The following is a 19,944-nucleotide window of genomic DNA, read 5'->3' as shown; positions in this document are numbered from 1 at the left end:
GTCAGGGCGTCACTGCGCCGGCGGCGGGGAAATCTTGTCGATGAAGGCGAAGACCTCGTCGGCCGACGCGTCGGCCAGCTGCGCCTTCTGCGGCGCGGGTTCCGCGCTCCACCGGTTCAGCAGGGACTTCAGCCGCATTTCGACGCGCAGCCGGAGGTTCTCGTCGGTTTCGAGGTCCCCCAGCGACGCCTCCAGCTGGTCCAGCGCCCCGAACGCCGACTCGCCGGGCGCGGTGCCCGGGGTGATTTCGGCGGCCAGGAACCGGGCCAGCGCCACCGGTGTCGGGTGGTCGAAGACGGCGGTGGCCGCCAGCCGCAGGCCGGTGACCTCCCGCAGCCGGTTGCGGACCTCGACCGCGGTCACCGAGTCGAAGCCGAGGTCGCGGAACGGCCGCGTGCTGCCGATCGCGTCGGCGCCGCGGTGACCGAGGACGACCGCGGCTTCGGTGCGGACCAGGTCGAGCACGGCCCGGTCACGCTCGGCCGCCGTCAGCGCGGCCAGCCGCTCGCGCCAGCCGGCCGCGGCACCTTCGTCGTAGCGGGTCTGCTCGGCTTCCAGCCGGTCCAGCACCTGCCGGACCGCGGGCAGGTCCTCGATCAGCGGGCGGCGCCGCGACGCCGTGAAGGCCGGCACGAACCGCTCCCAGTCGACGTCGGCCACGGCGAGGAACGTCTCGTCGCGGTCGAGGGCGCCCTGCATGGCCGCCACCGCACGCTCGGGCGCCATCGGCCGCAGGCCGCGGCGCCGCAGCTGCTGCTCGCCTTCGTCCTGCGCCATCCCGCCGCCGGCCCAGAGGCCCCAGGCCACCGAAGTCGCCTTGACGCCGCGAGCGCGGCGCTGTTCGGCGAGCGCGTCGAGGTAGGCGTTCGCGGCGGCGTAGGCACCCTGGCCCGCGCTGCCCCAGACGCCGGAGTTGGAGGAGAACAGCACGAACGCTTCGAGGTCGTCGCCCAGCAGCTCGTCGAGGTGCGCGGCGCCCGCGACCTTCGCCGCGAGGACGTCTTCGAACTCGTGCAGCCCGGTCTCGGCCAGCGTGCTGGACTGCGGCAGCCCGGCGGCGTGCACGACGGCGGTGGGCGGGTGCTCCAGCCCGGCCAGCAGCTCTTCGACGGCCTTGCGCTCGGCGACGTCGCAGGCGGCGATGGTCACGTCGCAGCCGAGTTCCCGCAGTTCGTCCGCCAGCTCGGTGGCCCCCGGGGCGGCTTCGCCACGACGGCTGGTGAGTACGAGGTGCTCGGCGCCGGCGCGGCCCAGCCAGCGGGCGACGTGCGCGCCCAGCGAACCGGTGCCGCCGGTGACGAGCACGGTGCCGCGCGGCCGCCACGGCTCCCCCGCCGGCGCCGGACGCGCCGGGCGCAACCGGCGGGCGAGGACGCCCTGGGCGCGGATCGCGAGCTGGTCTTCGCCGCCCGGCTCGGCCAGCACGCCGGCCAGCCGGTCGGCGGTGCGTTCGTCCACAGTGGCGGGCAGGTCGATCAAGCCGCCCCAAATTCCCGGGTATTCCAGGCCGATCACGCGGCCGAGGCCCCACAGCTGTGCGGGCACGCTCGACGCCGGGCCGTCGCCCGCGCCGGTCGCGACCGCACCGCGGGTGAGGATCCACAGTGGAGCGTCGATCCCGGCTTCGGCCAGCGCCGGGGCCAAAGCGGCTGACGCCGCGACCCCGGAAGCGATCAGCGGGTGACCGGGCACCGGCGTTTCGTCGAGACCCAGCAGGGAAACCACACCGGCGTACTCCCCCGGCGGCAGGTCCTCCACCGTGGTGGTGACGACCTCGGCGCCGCGGACGGCGAGCGCGTCGAGCACCGAGTCCGCGAAAGAACCGCGACCGGCGGGCACGAGTGCCAGCCAGCGCCCGGAAAGCAGCGGCAGAACCGGTTCGGCGACCGGCGTCCAGCCCACCTTCAGGCACCAGGAGTCCACAGTGGATTCCTCGGTGCGGCGGGTGCGCCAGCGGGACAGCGCGGGCAGCACGGCGTCCAAAGCCGCGCTGTCGACACCGAGGACGCCGGCGAGGTCGTCGGTTTCCTCGAGCGCCGTCCACAGCCCGTCGTCGGCCGGGGCCGCCGGGGCCGGGTCGAGCCAGTACCGCTGGTGGTCGAAGGCGTACGTCGGCAGCGGGACCAGCCGGGCCCCCTCGCCGAACGCCGGCGTCCAGTCGACGTCGACGCCGTGCACCCACGCTTCCGCGAACGACGTGTACAGCCGGTCGAGGCCGCCTTCACCGCGGCGCAGCGTACCCGTCACGACGGCTTCGTCCACAGTGTCCTGGACGCTCATCGTGAGCACCGGGTGCGAGCTGCATTCGATGAAGGTGCCGTAGCCGTCCCCGGCCAGCAGCCGGGTGGTCGCGTCGAACAGCACCGGGTTGCGCAGGTTGGTGTACCAGTAGCCGCCGTCGAGCCCTGCGGTGTCGAGGGGTTCGGCGGTCACCGTGGAGTAGAAGGCGATGTCGGACGAGCGCGGCGAAACCGGCGCGAGCAGCTCGCGCAGCTCGGCTTCGATCTCTTCGACCTGGGCCGAGTGGGAGGCGTAGTCGACCGGGATCCGCTTGGCGCGCACGCCGTCGGCTTCGCAGGACCGGATCAGCTCGTCCAGTGCGTCCGGCGCGCCGGAGACCACCACCGCGGCCGGGCCGTTCACCGCCGCGACCGAAAGCTCCTCGGTCAGGCGAGCCTCGACGGTCTCGATGGAGGCGGCCACGGACACCATGCCCCCGCGCCCGGCCAGCGCCAGGATCGCCTTGCTGCGCAACGCGACCACGCGGGCGGCGTCCTCCAGGGAGAGCGCACCGGCGACCGCGGCCGCGGCGATCTCGCCCTGGGAGTGGCCGATGACGGCGTCGGGCTGGACGCCGTGGGCGCGCCAGGCTTCGGCCAGCGAGACCATCACGGCGAAGAGCGCGGGCTGGACGACGTCGACCCGCTGGAGCATGGCGTCGTCACCGAGGACGGCCGGCAGTGACCAGTCGACGAACGGCGCCAGCGCGCGTTCGCAGTCCCGCATGCGGGCCGCGAACGCCGGCGACGTGTCCATCAGGTCCAAAGCCATCCCCACCCACTGCGAGCCCTGCCCGGGAAAGACGAAGGCGACCTTGCCCCCGTGGCGGGCGCTGCCCCGCACCAGGCCGGGAACGGCCCGGCCGTGGGCGAGCGCGCCCAGGGCGTCGTGGCCGCTGTGCTCACCGGCGGCCACAAGCACCGCCCGTTGTTCGAACGTAGACCGGGAATTCGCGAGGGAGTACCCCACATCTGCGGTCCGGACCCCCTGTGCGGCCCCTACGCGGGCCTGCAGGCGACGGGCCTGCGAAGCCAGGGAACCGGGGGTCTTCGCGGACAGGACCCAGGGCACCGGGCCGGTCGCGGCGGGCCCGGACAGCTCCGCCGCGACCGGCTCCGGTGCGGCTTCGAGGACCGCGTGGGCGTTGGTGCCGCTCATCCCGAACGACGACACGGCGGCCCGGCGCGGCCGGCCGGTTTCGGGCCAGGGCCGGCTTTCGGCCAGCAGCCGGACGTTGCCGGTCGTCCAGTCCACATGGGACGACGGCGTACCGGCGTGCAGCGTGGCCGGCAGCACGCCGTGGCGCAGGGACAGGACCATCTTGATGATGCCGGCGACGCCGGAGGCGGCCTGGCTGTGGCCGATGTTCGACTTGACCGAGCCGAGCCACAGGGGGTGCTCGCGGTCGCGGCCGTAGGTGGCCAGGAGGGCCTGGGCCTCGATGGGGTCGCCGAGGGTGGTGCCGGTGCCGTGGGCCTCGACGGCGTCGACGTCGTCGAAGGTCAGCCGGGCGTTGGCCACAGCCTGGCGGATGACCTGCTGCTGAGCGGGGCCGTTGGGGGCGGTGAGGCCGTTGGAGGCGCCGTCCTGGTTGACCGCCGAGCCGCGGATCACGGCGAGGACCTCGTGGCCGTTGCGCTGGGCGTCGGCGAGCCGCTCGACCATCACGACGCCGACGCCCTCGGCCATGCCCATGCCGTCCGCGTCGTCGGAGAAGGCCTTACAGCGGCCGTCGGACGCGAGCGCGCGCTGACGGCTGAAGGCGACGAACGACGCCGGGGTCGACATCAGCGCCACCCCGCCGGCCAGGGCCATCGTGCACTCGCCGTTGCGCAGCGACTGGCAGGCCAGGTGCAGCGCGACCAGCGAAGACGAGCACGCGGTGTCGACGGTGACCGCCGGTCCGGTGAGCCCGAAGGTGTAGGAGATCCGGCCCGAGACGACGCTGGCCGCGCCGCCGGTGAGCAGGTGCCCGGCCGAGCTGTCCGGCTGGGCGAGCCCGATGCCGTAGTCGGCGTAGTTGGTGCCGACGAACACGCCGGTAGCGCTCCCCCGCAGGCTCTCCGGGTCGACGCCGGCGCGTTCCATCGCCTCCCACGTCGTCTCCAGCAGGAGCCGCTGCTGCGGGTCCATGGTGAGCGCTTCGCGCGGCGAGATGCCGAAGAAGCCCGGGTCGAAGTCGCCCGCGTCGTGCAGGAAGCCGCCGTGGCGGGTGTAGCTGGTGCCCTCGTGGTCGGGGTCGGGGTCGAACAGCGCGCCGGTGTCCCAGCCGCGGTTGGCCGGGAACCCGGTGATGGCGTCGCCGCCCGCGGTGATCAGCTCCCAGAGGTCCTCGGGGCTGCTGATGCCGCCGGGGTAGCGGCAGCTCATCGCGACGATCGCGATCGGCTGGTCGTCGGCGACCGCGACGACGGTCTCGGTGACCGCGGTCGTGGCACCGAAGAGGCCGTCGAGCAGGAACGCCGTGATCCGCTCGGCGGTCGGGTGGTCGAAGGCGAGGGTGGCGGGGAGGCTCTGGCCGGTTTCGGCGGCGAGGCGGTTGCGCAGCTCGACGGCGGTGAGCGAGTCGAAGCCGAGTTCCCGCAGGGCGACGCCGGGTGCGACGGCGTCCGGGCCGTCGTGGCCGAGGACCGCCGCCGCGGTGGCGCGGACCAGCTCGAGCACGGTCCGGGTGCGGTCGGCGGCGGACTGCCCGGTCAGGCGCTCGCGCAGGCCGCCCGTGGGGACCGGGGCCGCTTCCACGGTCAGCGCTTTGCGGACCTCGGGCAGCTCGTCCAGCAGGGGGCGGGGCCGCAGCGCGGTGAAGACCGGGGCGAACCGCGTCCAGTCGACGTCGGCGAGCGCGAGGAACGTCTCGTCGTCGGACAGGACCTGGCGCAGGCCGGCGAACGCGAGGTCGGGGTCGAGGAACGGCAGGCCCTGGCGGAGCAGGCGGCTCGCGTCGAAGTCCTGGTTCTCCTTGGCGTCGTCCCAGGGGTTGACGGCATTCCAGACGCCCCAGGCCAGCGAGGTCGCGCGGAGGCCGCGGGCCCGTCGGCGCCGGGCGAGGGCGTCGAGGTGGGCGTTGGCCGCGGCGTAGGCCGCGTGGTCGCCGCTGCCCCACACGCCCGCGATCGAGGAGAACAGGACGAACGCGTCGAGGTCGCGGTCGAACACGGCGTCGAGGTTTTCGGCGCCGAGCACCTTGGCCTTGGCGACGGCGGCGAACTCGGCGACGTCGGTCGCGTCGATCGAGGCCAGCTCGATGAGCGCGGCGGCGTGGATCACGGCGCTGATGTCGTAGCGGTCGGCGAGGGCCTGGACGTCGGCCCGGTCGGCGACGTCGCAGGCGGCGAAGGTGACCGGGATGTCCAGCGCGGCGGCGAGTTCCGCGGCGCCGGGGGCCTGGTCGCCGCGGCGGCTGGCCAGGACGACGTGTTCGGCGCCGGTGCGCTCCAGCCAGCGGGCGATCCGCGGGCCGAGCGCGCCGGTGCCGCCGGTGACGAGCACCGTGCCGCGGAACGACCACGTGCTGGGCGCGGTTTTCGGTGCGGCGGCTCGGACCAGGCGGCGGACGAGGACGCCGGACGGGTGGATGGCGAACTGGTCTTCGTCGCCGCTGGTGGCGAGGATGGCGGCGAGGCGGGCGGCGGCCCGGTCGTCGAAGTCGGCAGGCAGGTCCACCAGGCCACCCCAGCGGCCGGGGTGTTCGAGGCCGATCACGCGGCCGAGGCCCCAGATCTGGGCCTGCGCGGGCGACGGCGTCTCGGTGGCGACGGCGCCGGACGTCAGCAGCCACAGCGGTGCGCTGATCTCCGCGTCGCCGAGGGCCTGGGCGAGCAGCAGCGTGCCCGCGACCCCGGAGGGCAGTTCGGGGAAGTCCGGGTGCGGCCGTTCGTCGAAGCCCAGCAGGGAAACCACGCCCGCCGGGTTCGGTTCGGCGTCACGCAGTCTTGCGGCCAGGCTCTCGCGGTCGCCGGTCACCTCGACCGGCACGATCTCGACGCCGAGCGCGTCCACCATGGACGAGTCCTGACCGGGCGCGACCACGGCGAGCCAGCGCCCAGCCGGCACTTTCACGTGAAAGTGATGTGGAGAACCCACCTCCGGATCACTTTCACGTGAAAGTGCGGGGGCCGGGCGCCAGCGGACGTCGTAGCGCCAAGAGTCCACCGTGGACTTGTCGTGCGCCGTCCGGCGCCACTCGCTCAGCGCGGGCAGCAGTTCGCTCAGCGGGATTTCGGTGTCGACGCCCAGCGTCTCGGCGAGGGCCTGGAGGTCGCGGCTGTCGACGACCTCCCAGAACCCGGAGTCTTCCGTGGCTGCCACGACGGGCGTGCCGGGCTTCAGCCAGTAGTGCCGGTGCTGGAAGGCGTAGGTGGGCAGGTCGACTCGGGCCGCTCCGGCGTAGTACGACGTCCAGTCGACCTTGACGCCGCGTACGTGCGCTTCGGCGACCGAAAGCGCGAAGCGGGCCAGGCCGCCTTCGCCGCGACGCAGGGAGCCGAGCGCGACGACGTCGTCCCCGATCGCCATCGTCAGCACCGGGTGCGGCGACGCCTCCACGAACGTCCCGAACCCCTCGCGCTTGAGCTGCTCGACCGCGATGTCCAGGCGGACGGTGCCGCGCAGGTTCGTGTACCAGTACTCGGCGTCGAGCGCGGTGCCGTCGATCCACTCGCCGGTCACCGTGGAGAAGAACGCCGTCTCCCCCGGCCGCGGGGCGATCGGGGCCAGGACGTCCAGGAGTTCGCCGCGCAGCTGTTCCACCTGGACCGAGTGGGACGCGTAGTCCACCGGGATGCGGCGGGTGCGCACGTCTTCGCAGGCGGCCATGAACTCTTCGAGGGCTTCCGGTTCACCGGAGACGACGGTCGCGGCGGGGCCGTTCACCGCGGCGATCGAGATGCGCTCGCCCCAAGGCCGGGCGAGTTCCTCGGTCCGCTCACGCGAAGCGGCCACGGAGACCATCCCGCCCGCGCCCGCCAGCGCGAGGATCGCCTTGCTGCGCAGCGCGACCACCCGGGCGCCGTCCTCGAGGGAAAGCGCACCGGACACGACGGCGGCAGCGATCTCCCCCTGCGAGTGGCCGATCACGGCGTCCGGGCGCACGCCGTGGGCCGCCCACAACGCGGCGAGGGACACCATCATCGCGAACAGCGCGGGCTGCACGACATCGACGCGGTCCAGGTCGATTTCGCCGTCCAGCAGCGAGAATCCGGTGTGCGGTTCGAGGGCGTGCGCGCACTCGGTGAAGCGAGCGGCGAAGACCTCGGACGTGGCCAGGAGTTCCGTCGCCATCCCGGCCCACTGGGCACCCTGGCCCGGGAAGACCATGGCGACCTTGCCGGCGCCCCCGGTGGTGCCCGTGACGACGTTCGGCGCCGGGACGCCGTCGGCCAGCGCACGCACGCCGGCGAGCAGGCGCTCCCGGTCCTCACCGACCACGACCGCGCGGTGCGCGAACGCGGACCGGTTCGTCGCCAGGGAAAGCGCGACTCCGGCCGGGTCGGCGTCCACAGTGGTCAGCCGGGCAGCCTGCTCGCGCAACGCCTCCGCCGACTTGGCCGACAACACCCACGGCAGCACGCCGGCAACGGGCTCCGAAGCCGAAGGCTCCTCGGCGGGCTCCTCCAGGATGATGTGCGCGTTGGTGCCGGAGATCCCGAACGACGACACCGCGCCCCGGCGCGGCCGGTCGGCGGTCCACTCCCGGCCTTCCTGCAGCAGCTCGACCGCGCCCTCGGTCCAGTCGATCTTCGTCGACGGCGTCCCGGCGTGCAGGGTCGGCGGCATCCGGTGGTTCCGCAGCGCCATGACGAGCTTGATGATGCCGCTGACGCCGGCCGCGGCCTGGGTGTGGCCGATGTTCGACTTCACCGAACCGAGCCACAGCGGCTCCGGGCGGTCCTGACCGTAGGTGGCCAGCAGGGCCTGCGCCTCGATCGGGTCGCCCAGCGCCGTGCCCGTGCCGTGCGCCTCCACCAGGTCGACGTCCACAGTGGACAAGCGGGCGTCGGCGAGCGCGTCCCGGATCACGCGCTGCTGGGACGGGCCGTTCGGCGCGGACAGGCCACTGCTCGCGCCGTCCTGGTTCACCGCCGAGCCGCGGACGACGGCGAGCACCGGGTGCCCGCGCCGGTGCGCGTCGGACAGCCGCTCCACGAGCAGCATGCCGACGCCTTCGCCCCAGCCCGTGCCGTCGGCGCCCTCGGCGAACGCCTTGCACCGCCCGTTGCCGGACAAGCCGCCCTGGCGCTGCATCTCGGTGAACATGCCGGGGTTGACCATCACCGCCGCACCGCCGGCGAGCGCGAAGTCGGACTCCCCGCGCCGCAGCGACTGCACGGCCAGGTGCAGCGCGACCAGCGACGACGAGCACGCCGTGTCGACGGTGACCGACGGGCCTTCGAGGCCGAGGGTGTAGGAGATCCGGCCGGACAGGACACTGGTCGCGGTACCGGTCATCAGGTGGCCGGCGACCGCTTCGGCGTCCTCGCCCGCCCCGGTGGCGTACCCCTGGTGCGCGGCGCCGACGAACACCGCGGACCGGCTGCCGCGCAACGACTCCGGCACGATCCCTGCGCGTTCCAGCGCCTCCCACGACGTCTCCAGCAACAGGCGCTGCTGCGGGTCCATCGCGAGCGCTTCGCGCGGCGAGATGCCGAAGAACCCGGCGTCGAACAGGCCCGCGTCGTGCACGAAGCCGCCTTCGGCCGCGAAGCCCGCGTCGTGCGCGTCCGGCCAGCCGCGGTCGGCGGGGAACCCGGACATCGCGTCGCGACCGCCGTCCACCAGCCGCCACAGGTCTTCCGGCGAGCGGACGCCGCCCGGGAACCGGCAGGCCATCCCGACGATCGCGATCGGCTCGAACCCGGCGTCCTCCACCTCCTGGATGCGCTTGCGGGCGCGCCGGAGGTCCGCGGTCACCTTCTTCAGGTATTCCCGGAGCTTCGCGTCGTTGTCCATCAGGCCCCATCCCGTCGGTGCGTGGCGTCCATTCAGGACAGCCCGAGCTCGTTGTCGATCAGGTCGAAGATTTCGTCGTCGGTGGCGGCGTCGAGCCCGTCGCCGGACTCCTCGTCCGCCTGCGCGCCGCGCCGCCGGGCCAGCAGCGTCTCCAGGCGCGCGGTGATCCGCCTGCTGTCGCCGGCGCCTTCGAGCACGCGCTCGAGCCGGTCCAGCTCGGCCAGGACCGCCGCGTCCGCGTCCGCTTCCCCGGGCGCGAGCCCGGCCAGCAGGTGCGCCGCCAGATCTGCGGGCGACGGGTGGTCGAAGATCAGCGTGGCCGGCAGCCGCAGCCCGGTTTCGGCGGTGAGGCGGTTGCGCAGCTCCACCGCGGTCAGCGAGTCGAAGCCGAGGTCCAGGAATCCGCGGCCGCCTTCGACGTCGGCGGCCGAGCCGTGGCCCAGCACCGTGGCGACGTGCCCGCGCACGACGTCGAACAGGAACTCGCCGCGCTCGGCCGCGGGCACCGCACCCAGGCGCTGCGCGAACGGCGGGCCGGACGGCTCATCGGCGGCCGCTTCGGCGGTCCGGCGAGCCGGGGCCCGCACGAGCGAGGCGAACAGCGGCGGCAAGCCCGCTTGTGCCCCCAGCGCGGCCGTGTCGAGCTGCAGCGGCAGCAGCACCGGCTCGGGCCGCGCGGCGGCGACGTCGAACAGGTCGAGGCCGCTTTCGGCGGTGAACGGGACGAACGCGGACCGCTCCAGCTTCGCGCGGTCGGCGTCGCCGAGCCCGCCGAGCATCCCGTCGGTGGCCCAGGGACCCCACGCCAGCGAGCCGGCGGGCAGGCCGCGCGCCGAGCGGTACTGCGCGAGCGCGTCGAGGAACGCGTTGGCCGCGGCGTAGTTGCCCTGGCCCGGGCTGCCCAGCGTGGCCGCGGCCGAGGAGAACAGCACGAACGCCGACAGGCCGAGGTCCCGGGTGAACTCGTGCAGGTTCAGCGCGGCGTCCACCTTGGGCCGCAGCACCGCGTTCAGCCGCTCGGGGGTCAGCGACGCGACGACGCCGTCGTCGAGCACGCCGGCCGCGTGCACCACGCCGGTCAGCGGCCGCTCCGCCGGGATCGCGGCGAGCACCGCGGCCAGCTCCCGGCGGTCGGCGGCGTCTCCGGCGACGATCCGCACGTTCGCACCGAGTTCCCGCAGGTCGGCGGCAAGTTCGGTGGCGCCCGGCGCGTCCGGCCCGCGCCGGCTCAGCAGGACCAGGTCGCGGACGCCGTGCCCGGTGACCAGCCGCCGGGCGAGCAGGCCGCCCAGCGCGCCGGTGCCGCCGGTGATCAGCACCGTGCCGGGGCCGAAGCACGACGGCATGGTGAGCACGACCTTGCCGACGTGCTTGGCCTGGCTGACGAACCGGAACGCCTCGGGCGCGTGCCGCACGTCCCAGGTCCGCACCGGCAGCGGGGTCAGCGCGCCCGCTTCGAACAGCGCGATGACCTCGGTGAACAGCTCGCGGATCCGGTCCGGCCCGGCTTCGACGAGGTCGAACGCCTGGTAGGCCACGCCCGGGTGGGCCGCGGCGACCTCGCCCGCGTCGCGGACGTCGGCCTTGCCCATCTCCAGGAACCGCCCGCCGCGCGGCATCAGCGCGAAGGACGCGTCGACGAACTCCCGGGTCAGCGCGTTGAGCACGACGTCGACACCCCGGCCGCCACCGGCCTCGCGGAACAGCTCGGCGAACCCGGTCGTGCGCGACGACGCCAGGTGCGCGTCGTCGAGCCCGGACGCGCGCAGGACGTCCCACTTGCCGGGGCTCGCGGTCGCGTAGACCTCGGCGCCGAGGTGGCGGGCCAGCTGGATGGCGGCCATGCCGACGCCACCGGCACCGGCGTGGATCAGCACGGACTCCCCCGCCCGCAGCCCGGCCAGGTCGACCAGGCCGTAGTAGGCGGTGAGGAACACGATGGGCACCGAAGCCGCTTCGCTGAACGACCAGCCTTCGGGCATCTTCGCCAGCATCCGCTGGTCCGCGACCGAGCGCGGGCCGAACGAGCCGGGGAAGAAGCCCATCACCTTGTCGCCGGGCTTGAGGCCGGTGACGCCTTCGCCGCACTCCAGCACGACGCCGGCGCCTTCGATGCCCATGATCGGCTCGCCCGGGTACATGCCGAGGCCGATGAGGACGTCCCGGAAGTTCATCCCGGCCGCGCGGATGGCGACCCGGACGTGACCCGCTTCGAGCGTCTCCGGCAGCGGATTCGGGATCAGCGCGAGGTTTTCGAGCGTGCCCGGGCCGGTGGTGTCGAGCCGCCAGTTGCCCTCGGCGGGCACGCGCAGCAGCTCACCGGAGCCGGCGCGCACCAGCCGTGCGGCCAGTGCGCGGCCGTCCCGCAGCGCGAGCTGCGGTTCGCCCGAGGCGACCGCGCCCAGCAACGCCGCCGAGCGCGGGTCTTCGTCGTCGAGGTCGACCAGCACGAGCCGGCCGGGGTTCTCGAACTGCGCCGACCGCAGCAGGCCCCACACGGGTGCGGCGGTGAGGTCGGGCACGCGGTCGCCGTCGACCGCGCCGACCGCGCCACGGGTGACCAGCACCAGCCGGGCGGTGCTGAACCGCTCGTCGGCCAGCCAGGCGCGGACCAGGTCCAGCGCGAAGCCGGCCCGGTCCTTCGGCTGGGGCGAGTGCCGGATCGCGGAGAACACGAACTGCGGTTCCTCGCCGGTCTCCGCCGTGCTGCGGCCGAGGTCCGCGAGGTCCACATAGGACTCCACGGTACCGGCGGAGCCGAGCCCGGCGACCAGGCCGAGCGGGTCCGGGCCGATGACCGCGTACCGGCCGGCGGTCGGCTCGGGCACCGGGATCGGCGTCCACTCGACGCTGAACAACGAGTCGCCGCCGTCCGGGCCGCGCAGCTGCTCGGCCGAAACCGGGCGCAGCACCAGCGCGGCCACCGACGCGACCGGCGCCCCGGTGGCGTCGGCGACGTCGACGGCGACCGCGTCCCCGGCACCCGGGCGCAGCCGGACCCGCAGCGCGGCGGCGCCGGTGGCGTGCAGGGTGACGCCGGTCCAGGCGAACGGCAGCCGTGGCCCGGTTTCGCCGTCCCGCAAGCCCAACGCGTGCAGGGCGGCGTCGAGCAGCGCCGGGTGCAGGCCGAACGCGCCCGCCTGCTGCTGTTCCGGCAGCGCGACCTCGGCGTAGATCTCCGCACCGGCGCGCCAGGCCGCGCGCAGGCCGCGGAACGCCGGGCCGTAGCCGAAGCCGGACGCGGCGAGGGTGTCGTAGAAGCCCGTCACGTCAACAGGTTCGGCGCCGGCGGGCGGCCACTCGGCGAGCGCGGCGGGTTCCGCCGCGGCCGCCGGGGCGAGCACGCCTGCCGCGTGCGCGGTCCACTCGTCCCGGCCCTCCGGTCGCGAGTGGATCGTCAGCTCACGGCGGCCGTCGGCGTCCGGCCCGCCGACCGCGACCTGGATCGCGACGGCGTCCTGTTCGCGCAGCACGAGCGGGGCGGCGAGGGTCAGCTCTTCGAGCGCCGGGCAGCCGGCCTGGTCACCGGCGCGCACCGCGAGTTCGACGAAAGCCGTGCCGGGCAACAGGACCGTGCCCAGCACGGCGTGATCGGCCAGCCACGGCTGCGTCGCGAGGGACAGCCGCCCGGTGAGGACGACGCCGTCGCCGCCGGCCAGCGGCAGGGTCGCGGCCAGCAGCGGGTGGGCCGCGTCGGTGAGCCCGGCCGCGCCGACGTCCCCGGCCGCCGCGGCGGAGACCTCGGGCCAGAAGCGCCGGTGCTGGAAGGCGTACGTCGGCAGCGGGACGCGGCGGGCGCCGGTGAACGCGGCCGAGAGGTCGGCCGGGACCCCGCGGACCCAGAGCCCGGCGAGCGCGGTGGCGAACGTGCGTTCCTCCGGCCGGTCGCGGCGCAGCAGCGGCACGGCCACGACGTCCTCGCCGAGGCAGTCCGCGGCCATGGCGCTGAGCACGGCGTCCGGGCCCGCTTCGAGGAACGTCCGGACACCCTGGCCGGCCAGGGTGGCGACGGCGTCGGCGAACCGCACCGACGCCCGCACCTGGCGCACCCAGTAGTCCGGAGTGGACAGTTCGGGACCGGCGAGCTCGCCGGTCACCGTGGACACCACGGTCCGTTCGGCCGGGTGGTAGGTCAGCCGGTTCGCGACCGCGGCGAAGTCGTCGAGCATCGCGTCCATCCGCGGGGAGTGGAACGCGTGGCTCACCTTGAGCCGCTTGGTCCGCACGCCCGCGGCGGCGAACCCGGCGGCCAGTTCCAGGACGACGTCTTCGTCGCCGGAGACGACGACCGAGCCGGGTCCGTTGACCGCGGCGATGTCCGCCCGGCCGCCGGTCTTGGCGACCTCCGCGGCCACGGCTTCTTCGCCCGCCCGCAGGGAAACCATCGCCCCGCCGTCCGGCAGTGCGTCCATCAGGCGGCCGCGGGCGGCGACCAGTTCGGCGGCGCCGGCCAGCGACAGGACCCCGGCGACGTGCGCCGCGACCAGCTCGCCGATCGAGTGGCCGGCGAGGTAGTCCGCGTGCACGCCCCAGCTTTCGGCCAGCCGGTGCAGCGCCAGCTCCACGGCGAACAACGCGGTCTGGGTGTAGGCGGTCCGGTCGAGCAGCGCGGCCTTTTCGGTGCCCGGCTCGGCGAAGACGAGGTCCCGGATCGAGTGCTCCAGGTGCGGGTCGAGGTGCGCGCAGGCCTCGTCGAACGCGTCGGCGTAGACGCTGAACCGCGCGTACAGCTCGCGGCCCATGCCGGCGCGCTGCGCGCCTTGCCCGGTGAACAGCACCGCCAGCGGCCCGGTGGCCGCCTCGCCCGAGATCACCTCGGGCGCGGGCGTGCCCTCGGCCAGCGCGGTCAGTCCCGCCCGGAAGTCCGCAGCCGTGGTGCCGAGCACGACGGCCCGGTGGTCCAGCGCGGCGCGGCCGGTGGCCAGGGAGAACCCGATGTCGGCGGGCGTTCCGTCCACTTCGGACAGCCGGTGCGCCTGTGCCCGAAGCGCGGCCACCGAACGGCCGGAGACCGGCCACGGCACCAGCCGATCGGGCACCTCGGTCCGGTCGGCGAGAACGGGCTCGGCTTCCTCGATGATGGTGTGCGCGTTGGTCCCGGAGATGCCGAACGACGAGATCCCGGCCCGGCGCGGCCGGTCGGCGGTCCACTCGCGGGCTTCGGTGAGCAGCTCGACCGCGCCCGCCGACCAGTCCACGTGGGACGATGGCGTGTCGACGTGCAACGACTTCGGCAGCAGCTCGTGCCGCATCGCCATGACCATCTTGATGATGCCCGCCGCACCGGCGGCGGCCTGCGTGTGCCCGATGTTCGACTTGATCGAGCCCAGCCACAGCGGTGTTTCCCGGTTCTGGCCGTAGGTCGCGAGGACCGCCTGCGCCTCGATCGGGTCACCCAGCGTGGTGCCGGTGCCGTGCGCCTCGACGACGTCCACATCGGACGGCGTCAGGCCCGCGTTCGCCAGCGCCGCACGGATCACGCGTTGCTGCGACGGCCCGTTCGGCGCGGTCAGGCCGTTCGACGCACCGTCGGAGTTGACCGCCGAACCGCGGACGAGCGCGAGGACTTCGTGGCCGTTGCGACGGGCGTCGGAAAGCCGTTCCAGGAGCAGCAAACCCGCGCCTTCGGCCCAGCCGGTGCCGTCGGCGGCCTCGGCGAACGGCTTGCACCGGCCGTCCGGGGCCAGCCCGCGCTGGCGGCTGAACTCGACGAACGCGCCCGGGGTCGACATGACCGTGACGCCGCCGGCGACGGCCATCGTGGACTCGCCCTGGCGCAGCGACTGGCAGGCCAGGTGCAGTGCGACCAGCGACGACGAGCACGCCGTGTCGACCGCGACCGACGGCCCCTCCAGACCGAAGGTGTAGGAGACGCGCCCGGCGATGACGCTCGTGGTGTTGCCGGTCAGCAGGTGCCCTTCGACGCCGGCGGCCGAGCCGAGCATGGTGACGTAGTCCTGGCCGTTGGTGCCGGCGAACACGCCGGTCTTGCTGCCGCGCAACGAATGCGGGTCGATGCCCGCGCGCTCGAACAGCTCCCACGCCGTCTCGAGCAGCAGCCGCTGCTGCGGGTCCATGGCGAGCGCCTCGCGCGGCGAGATCCCGAAGAACGCGGCGTCGAACTGGCCGACGCCCTGGAGGAAGCCGCCGTCGCGGGCGTAGCTGCGGCCGCTCTTGCCGGGGTCCGGGTCGTAGAGCGCGCCGAGGTCCCAGCCGCGGTCGTCGGGGAAGCCGGAAATGCCGTCCCCGCCTTCGCCGACCAGCCGCCAGAGGTCCTCGGGCGAACGGACCCCGCCCGGGTAGCGGCAGCTCATCGCGACGATCGCGATCGGGTCGTCGGCGACCTCGGCCACGGTCGCGGGCGCGCCCGGTTCCGGGGCGCCGGCGCCGAAGATCTCGCCGAGCAGGCGGTCGGTCAGGTCGGCCGGGGTCGGGTGGTCGAACACCAGCGTCGAGGGCAGGGCGAGGCCGGTGTCGGCGGCCAGGCCGTTGCGCAGCTCCACCGCGGTGAGCGAGTCGAAGCCCAGGTCCTTGAACGGCCGGACCGGGTCGATCGCCTCGGCGCCGTCGTGCCCGAGGACCGCCGCGGCGCGGGCGCGCACGACGTCGAGGAGCACGCGACGCCGTTCGGGCGCGGGCAGCCCGGCCAGCCGGGTGGCCAGCTCGGCCGTGCCGCGAGCGGTTTCGCCTTCGGTCACGGCGAACTCGGGCAGCTCGGCCATGAGCGGCCGCTGCCGGGCGGCCGCGTACGAAGGCGCGAAGCGGGCCCAGTCGACGTCGGCGACGACGACGGTGGTCTCGTTCAGCTCGACGGCCTGCAGCAGCGCGCGCAAGCCCAGCTCTGGGTCCAAGGGGAGGAGACCTCGGCGGCGGAGCAATTCGTCGCCCTCCTCGGACGCGCCCATGCCGGCGCCCGCCCACGGGCCCCAGGCGATCGACGTCCCGGCGAGCCCGGCGGCGCGGCGGCGTTCGGCGAGGGCGTCGAGGTGCGCGTTCGCGGCCGCGTAAGCGCCCTGATGGCCACTGCCCCAGACGCCGGCGATCGAGGAGAACAGCACGAAGGCTTCGAGGTCGTCGCCGAGCAGCTCGTCGAGGTGGACGGCGCCGTCGACCTTCGCGCTGACGACGTCGGCGAAGTCCTCGATGGACGATTCGGCGATCGGCGTGAACCGGCCGTAGCCGGCGGCGTGGAAGACCGCGCTCACCGACCGTCCATCCAGGACTGCGGCCAGGGCCGCGCGGTCGGCGACGTCGCACGCGACGATCTCGGCGTCCGCGCCGAGGTCACGCAGTTGTGTCGCGAGTTCGGCCGCACCGGGTGCGTCCGGTCCGCGGCGGCTGAGCAGCAGGAGGTGCCGGGCACCCCGCGCGGCGAGCTTCCGCGCGAGAGCGCTGCCCAGTGCCCCGGTGCCGCCGGTGATCAGGGTGGTGCCCGACGGGGCCCAGCCACCGGGTTCGGTGCCGGCCGGGGCGCGGACGAGCCGGGGCACGAAGGCGCCGGACGCCCGGAGCGCCACCTGGTCCTCGGCGGTGCCCGCGGCGAGCAGGCCCGCGAGACGGTCGTGACCGCGGTCGTCGAGGGTGGCCGGGAGGTCGAGGAGGCCGACGTCGCGGCCCGTGAGTTCCAGTGCGGCGACCCGGCCGAGGCCCCAGACCTGCGCGAGCGCGGGGTCGGGCGCGGCGTCGGAGCGGGCGGTGCGCACGGCTTCGGTGGTGACGCACCAGAGCGGGCCGGACAGGTCGGCCTGCAGCACAGTGAGTGCTTCGCCGAGGTTCGCCGGGAAGGCGAGGGCGCCGGCGATGCCGTCCACTTCGTGCAGCCGATCGACGGGCGCGGTGACGACGTCCGCGCCCCGCTCGGCCAGGCCCTCGGCGATCTCGGCGGGCGCGGTGCCGATGATCAGCCAGGTGCCGGACAGCCGGTCGGCCCCGATCGGGTGCGGCCGCCAGGCGACGCGGTAGCGCCACGATTCGAGGGTGCTCGCCTCGCGGTGCCGGGTGCGCCAGGCCTGGAGCGCGGGCTGGATCGCGACGGCGAGGTCTTCGTCCACGGCGAGGTCGCGGGCCAGGTCGCCGTTCTCGACGACGGCCCAGAACTCGGCGTCGGCGGTGTCGGCGACGGCCTGCGGCCGGGCGGGCTCGAGCCAGTACCGCTGGTGCTCGAAGGGGTACGTCGGCAGCGCGACGGCCCGGCCCGCGGAGCCGGCGTAGAGGCTCTCCCAGTCCAGGTCGACGCCGCTGACGTGCAGCCGGGCCAGCGCCGTGAACAGGGTGCGTTCTTCGTCGCGGTCGCGGCGCATCGCCGCTATGGCCGTGCCCGGCACCATCGCGCTGAGCACGCCGTCCGGACCCAGCTCCAGGAACACCCTGACCCCGGCGGCCTCCAACGTCGAGACGCCGTCGGCGAACCGGACCGCTTCCCGCACGTGCCGCACCCAGTAGTCGGCGGTGAACGGCTCCGCGAGAGCACCGCTCACATTCGAGATCACCGGTATCGTTGCAGAGCGGTACGTCAAAGACTCGGCCACCGCGCGGAACTCGTCCAGCATCGGATCCATGAGCGGCGAGTGGAACGCGTGACTCACCGTGAGCCGCTTGGTCTTCGGGAACTGCGCGGCGATCGCCAGCACCGCAGCCTCGTCGCCCGAGATGACGACCGACTCCGGGCCGTTCACCGCGGCGATCGACACCCCCTCGGTCAGGACGATCTCGGACTCCGCGGCGGCGATCGAGACCATCGCGCCGCCCGCCGGGAGGGCCTGCATGAGCGAGGACCGCGCGGCGACCAGGCGGCACGCGTCTTCCAGAGACAGCACACCGGCGACGTGCGCGGCCGAGATCTCGCCGATCGAATGGCCGGCCACGAAGTCCGGGCGGACACCGAAGGACTCGGCCAGGCGGTAGAGCGCGACTTCGACGGCGAACAGGGCGGGCTGCGTGAACTCCGTGCGGTTCAGCAGCCCGGGGTCGGTGAGGGCTTCGCGCAGGGCCGGATCGAAGTGGGCGAGCACGGCGTCGAAAGCTTCGGCGTAGACCGGGAAGCGCGCGTGAAGAGCCTGGCCCATGCCGACGCGCTGGGCGCCTTGGCCGGTGAACAGCACCGCCAGCAAGCCGTCGCGGTCGGCCGTGCCGGTGACCACGGCGGCGTCGGTGCCCCCCTCGGCGAGGACGCCCAGCGCGCGGTCGATCTCGTCACCGGACGCGACGAGCACCGCGCGGTGGTCGTGCGTGGCACGCGTGAAAGCCAGGGAGTACGCGAGATCCTGCGGCGCCAGGTCCGTGCCCCGGAGCCGGGCGGCCTGCGCGCGCAACGCGGTGCCGCTCCGGGCCGACAGCGGCACGAGCGGCGGCGTCGCGTCGGGCCCGGCGGGCGGGACCACCGCGGCGTCGGCCTGTTCGAGGACCACGTGCGCGTTGGTCCCGCTCACCCCGAACGCCGAGACCGCGGCCCGGCGCGGGCCGTCGGATTCCCACGGACGCTCCTCGGTGAGCAGCTCCACCGACCCGGCCGTCCAGTCCACTTGGGACGAAGGCGTGTCGACGTGCAGCGTCCGGGGCAGAACTCCGTGCCGCATGGCGAGGACCATCTTGATCACGCCCGCCACGCCGGACGCCGACTGCGTGTGCCCGATGTTGGACTTCAGGGATCCCAGCCACAGCGGCCGGTCCCGGTCGCGGCCGTACGTCGCCAGCAGGGCCTGCGCCTCGATCGGGTCGCCGAGCCGGGTGCCCGTGCCGTGCGCCTCGACCGCGTCGACGTCCGAAGTGGACAGTCCGGCGTTCGCCAGTGCCGCCCGGATCACCCGCTGCTGCGAGGGACCGTTCGGGGCGCTCAAGCCGTTGGACGCACCGTCCTGGTTCACCGCCGACCCGCGCACCACCGCGAGGACCGTGTGCCCGTTGCGCCGCGCGTCCGACAGCCGCTCCAGCAGGACCAGGCCGACGCCTTCGCCCCAGCCGGTGCCGTCGGCCGCGTCCGCGAAGGACTTGCAGCGGCCGTCTTCGGCGAGCCCGCGCTGACGGCTGAACTCGACGAACGCCGCCGGGTGCGCCATCACCGTGACCCCGCCCGCGAGCGCCATCGAGCACTCGCCCTGCCGCAGCGCCTGGCACGCCAGGTGCAGAGCCACCAGCGACGACGAGCACGCCGTGTCGACGGTGACCGCCGGCCCCTCCAGGCCGAACGTGTAGGACAGCCGGCCCGACACGACGGCCGGGGCGCTGCCGGTCAGCAGGTAGCCCTCGGAGCCGCCGGACTCGTCGCGCGCGCCGACGCCGTAGCCGGACGACGTCGCGCCGACGAACACGCCGGTTCCGCTGCCGCGCAGCGAATCCGGGTCGATGCCCGCCCGCTCGAACACCTCCCACGACGTCTCGAGCAGGACGCGCTGCTGCGGGTCCATGGCGAGGGCCTCGCGCGGCGAGATGCCGAAGAACCCGGCGTCGAACGCGGCCGCCGTGGTCATGAACCCGCCTTCGCGGGTGTAGCTGGTGCCGAGGTTCGCCGGGTCCGGGTCGTACAGCGCGGCCAGGTCCCACCCGCGGTCGGCCGGGAACGGGCCGACGCCGTCCGCGCCCTCGGCGATCAGGCGCCACAGGTCCTCGGGCGACTGGACGTCCCCCGGGTAGCGGCAGCCCATGGCCACGATCGCGATCGGCTCGTCCGACGCGGCGGCCGTGGCCTGGCCCGCGGCGGCGGTCTCGGTCCCGGACACC

The 19,944-nt window shown here is 74.4% G+C and carries 2 protein-coding genes; both read right to left on the bottom strand.

The genetic code is table 11. From position 1 onward, the window contains the following. Positions 1-9: 9 nt before the first annotated feature. Positions 10-9,189 carry a type I polyketide synthase gene (locus tag MUY14_RS02840; RefSeq protein WP_396126835.1) on the bottom strand — a complete coding sequence of 3,060 codons (9,180 nt, stop codon included), beginning with the start codon at positions 9,187-9,189 and terminating at the stop codon, positions 10-12. Between the two features lie 71 nt (positions 9,190-9,260). Continuing rightward, positions 9,261-19,868 carry an SDR family NAD(P)-dependent oxidoreductase gene (locus MUY14_RS02830; protein ID WP_396126834.1) on the bottom strand — a complete coding sequence of 3,536 codons (10,608 nt, stop codon included), beginning with the start codon at positions 19,866-19,868 and terminating at the stop codon, positions 9,261-9,263. Positions 19,869-19,944: the final 76 nt, after the last annotated feature.

This window comes from Amycolatopsis sp. FBCC-B4732, from assembly GCF_023008405.1.
Classification (GTDB): Bacteria; Actinomycetota; Actinomycetes; order Mycobacteriales; family Pseudonocardiaceae; genus Amycolatopsis; species Amycolatopsis pretoriensis_A.
This window is presented reverse-complemented; position numbering and strand designations above follow the sequence as displayed.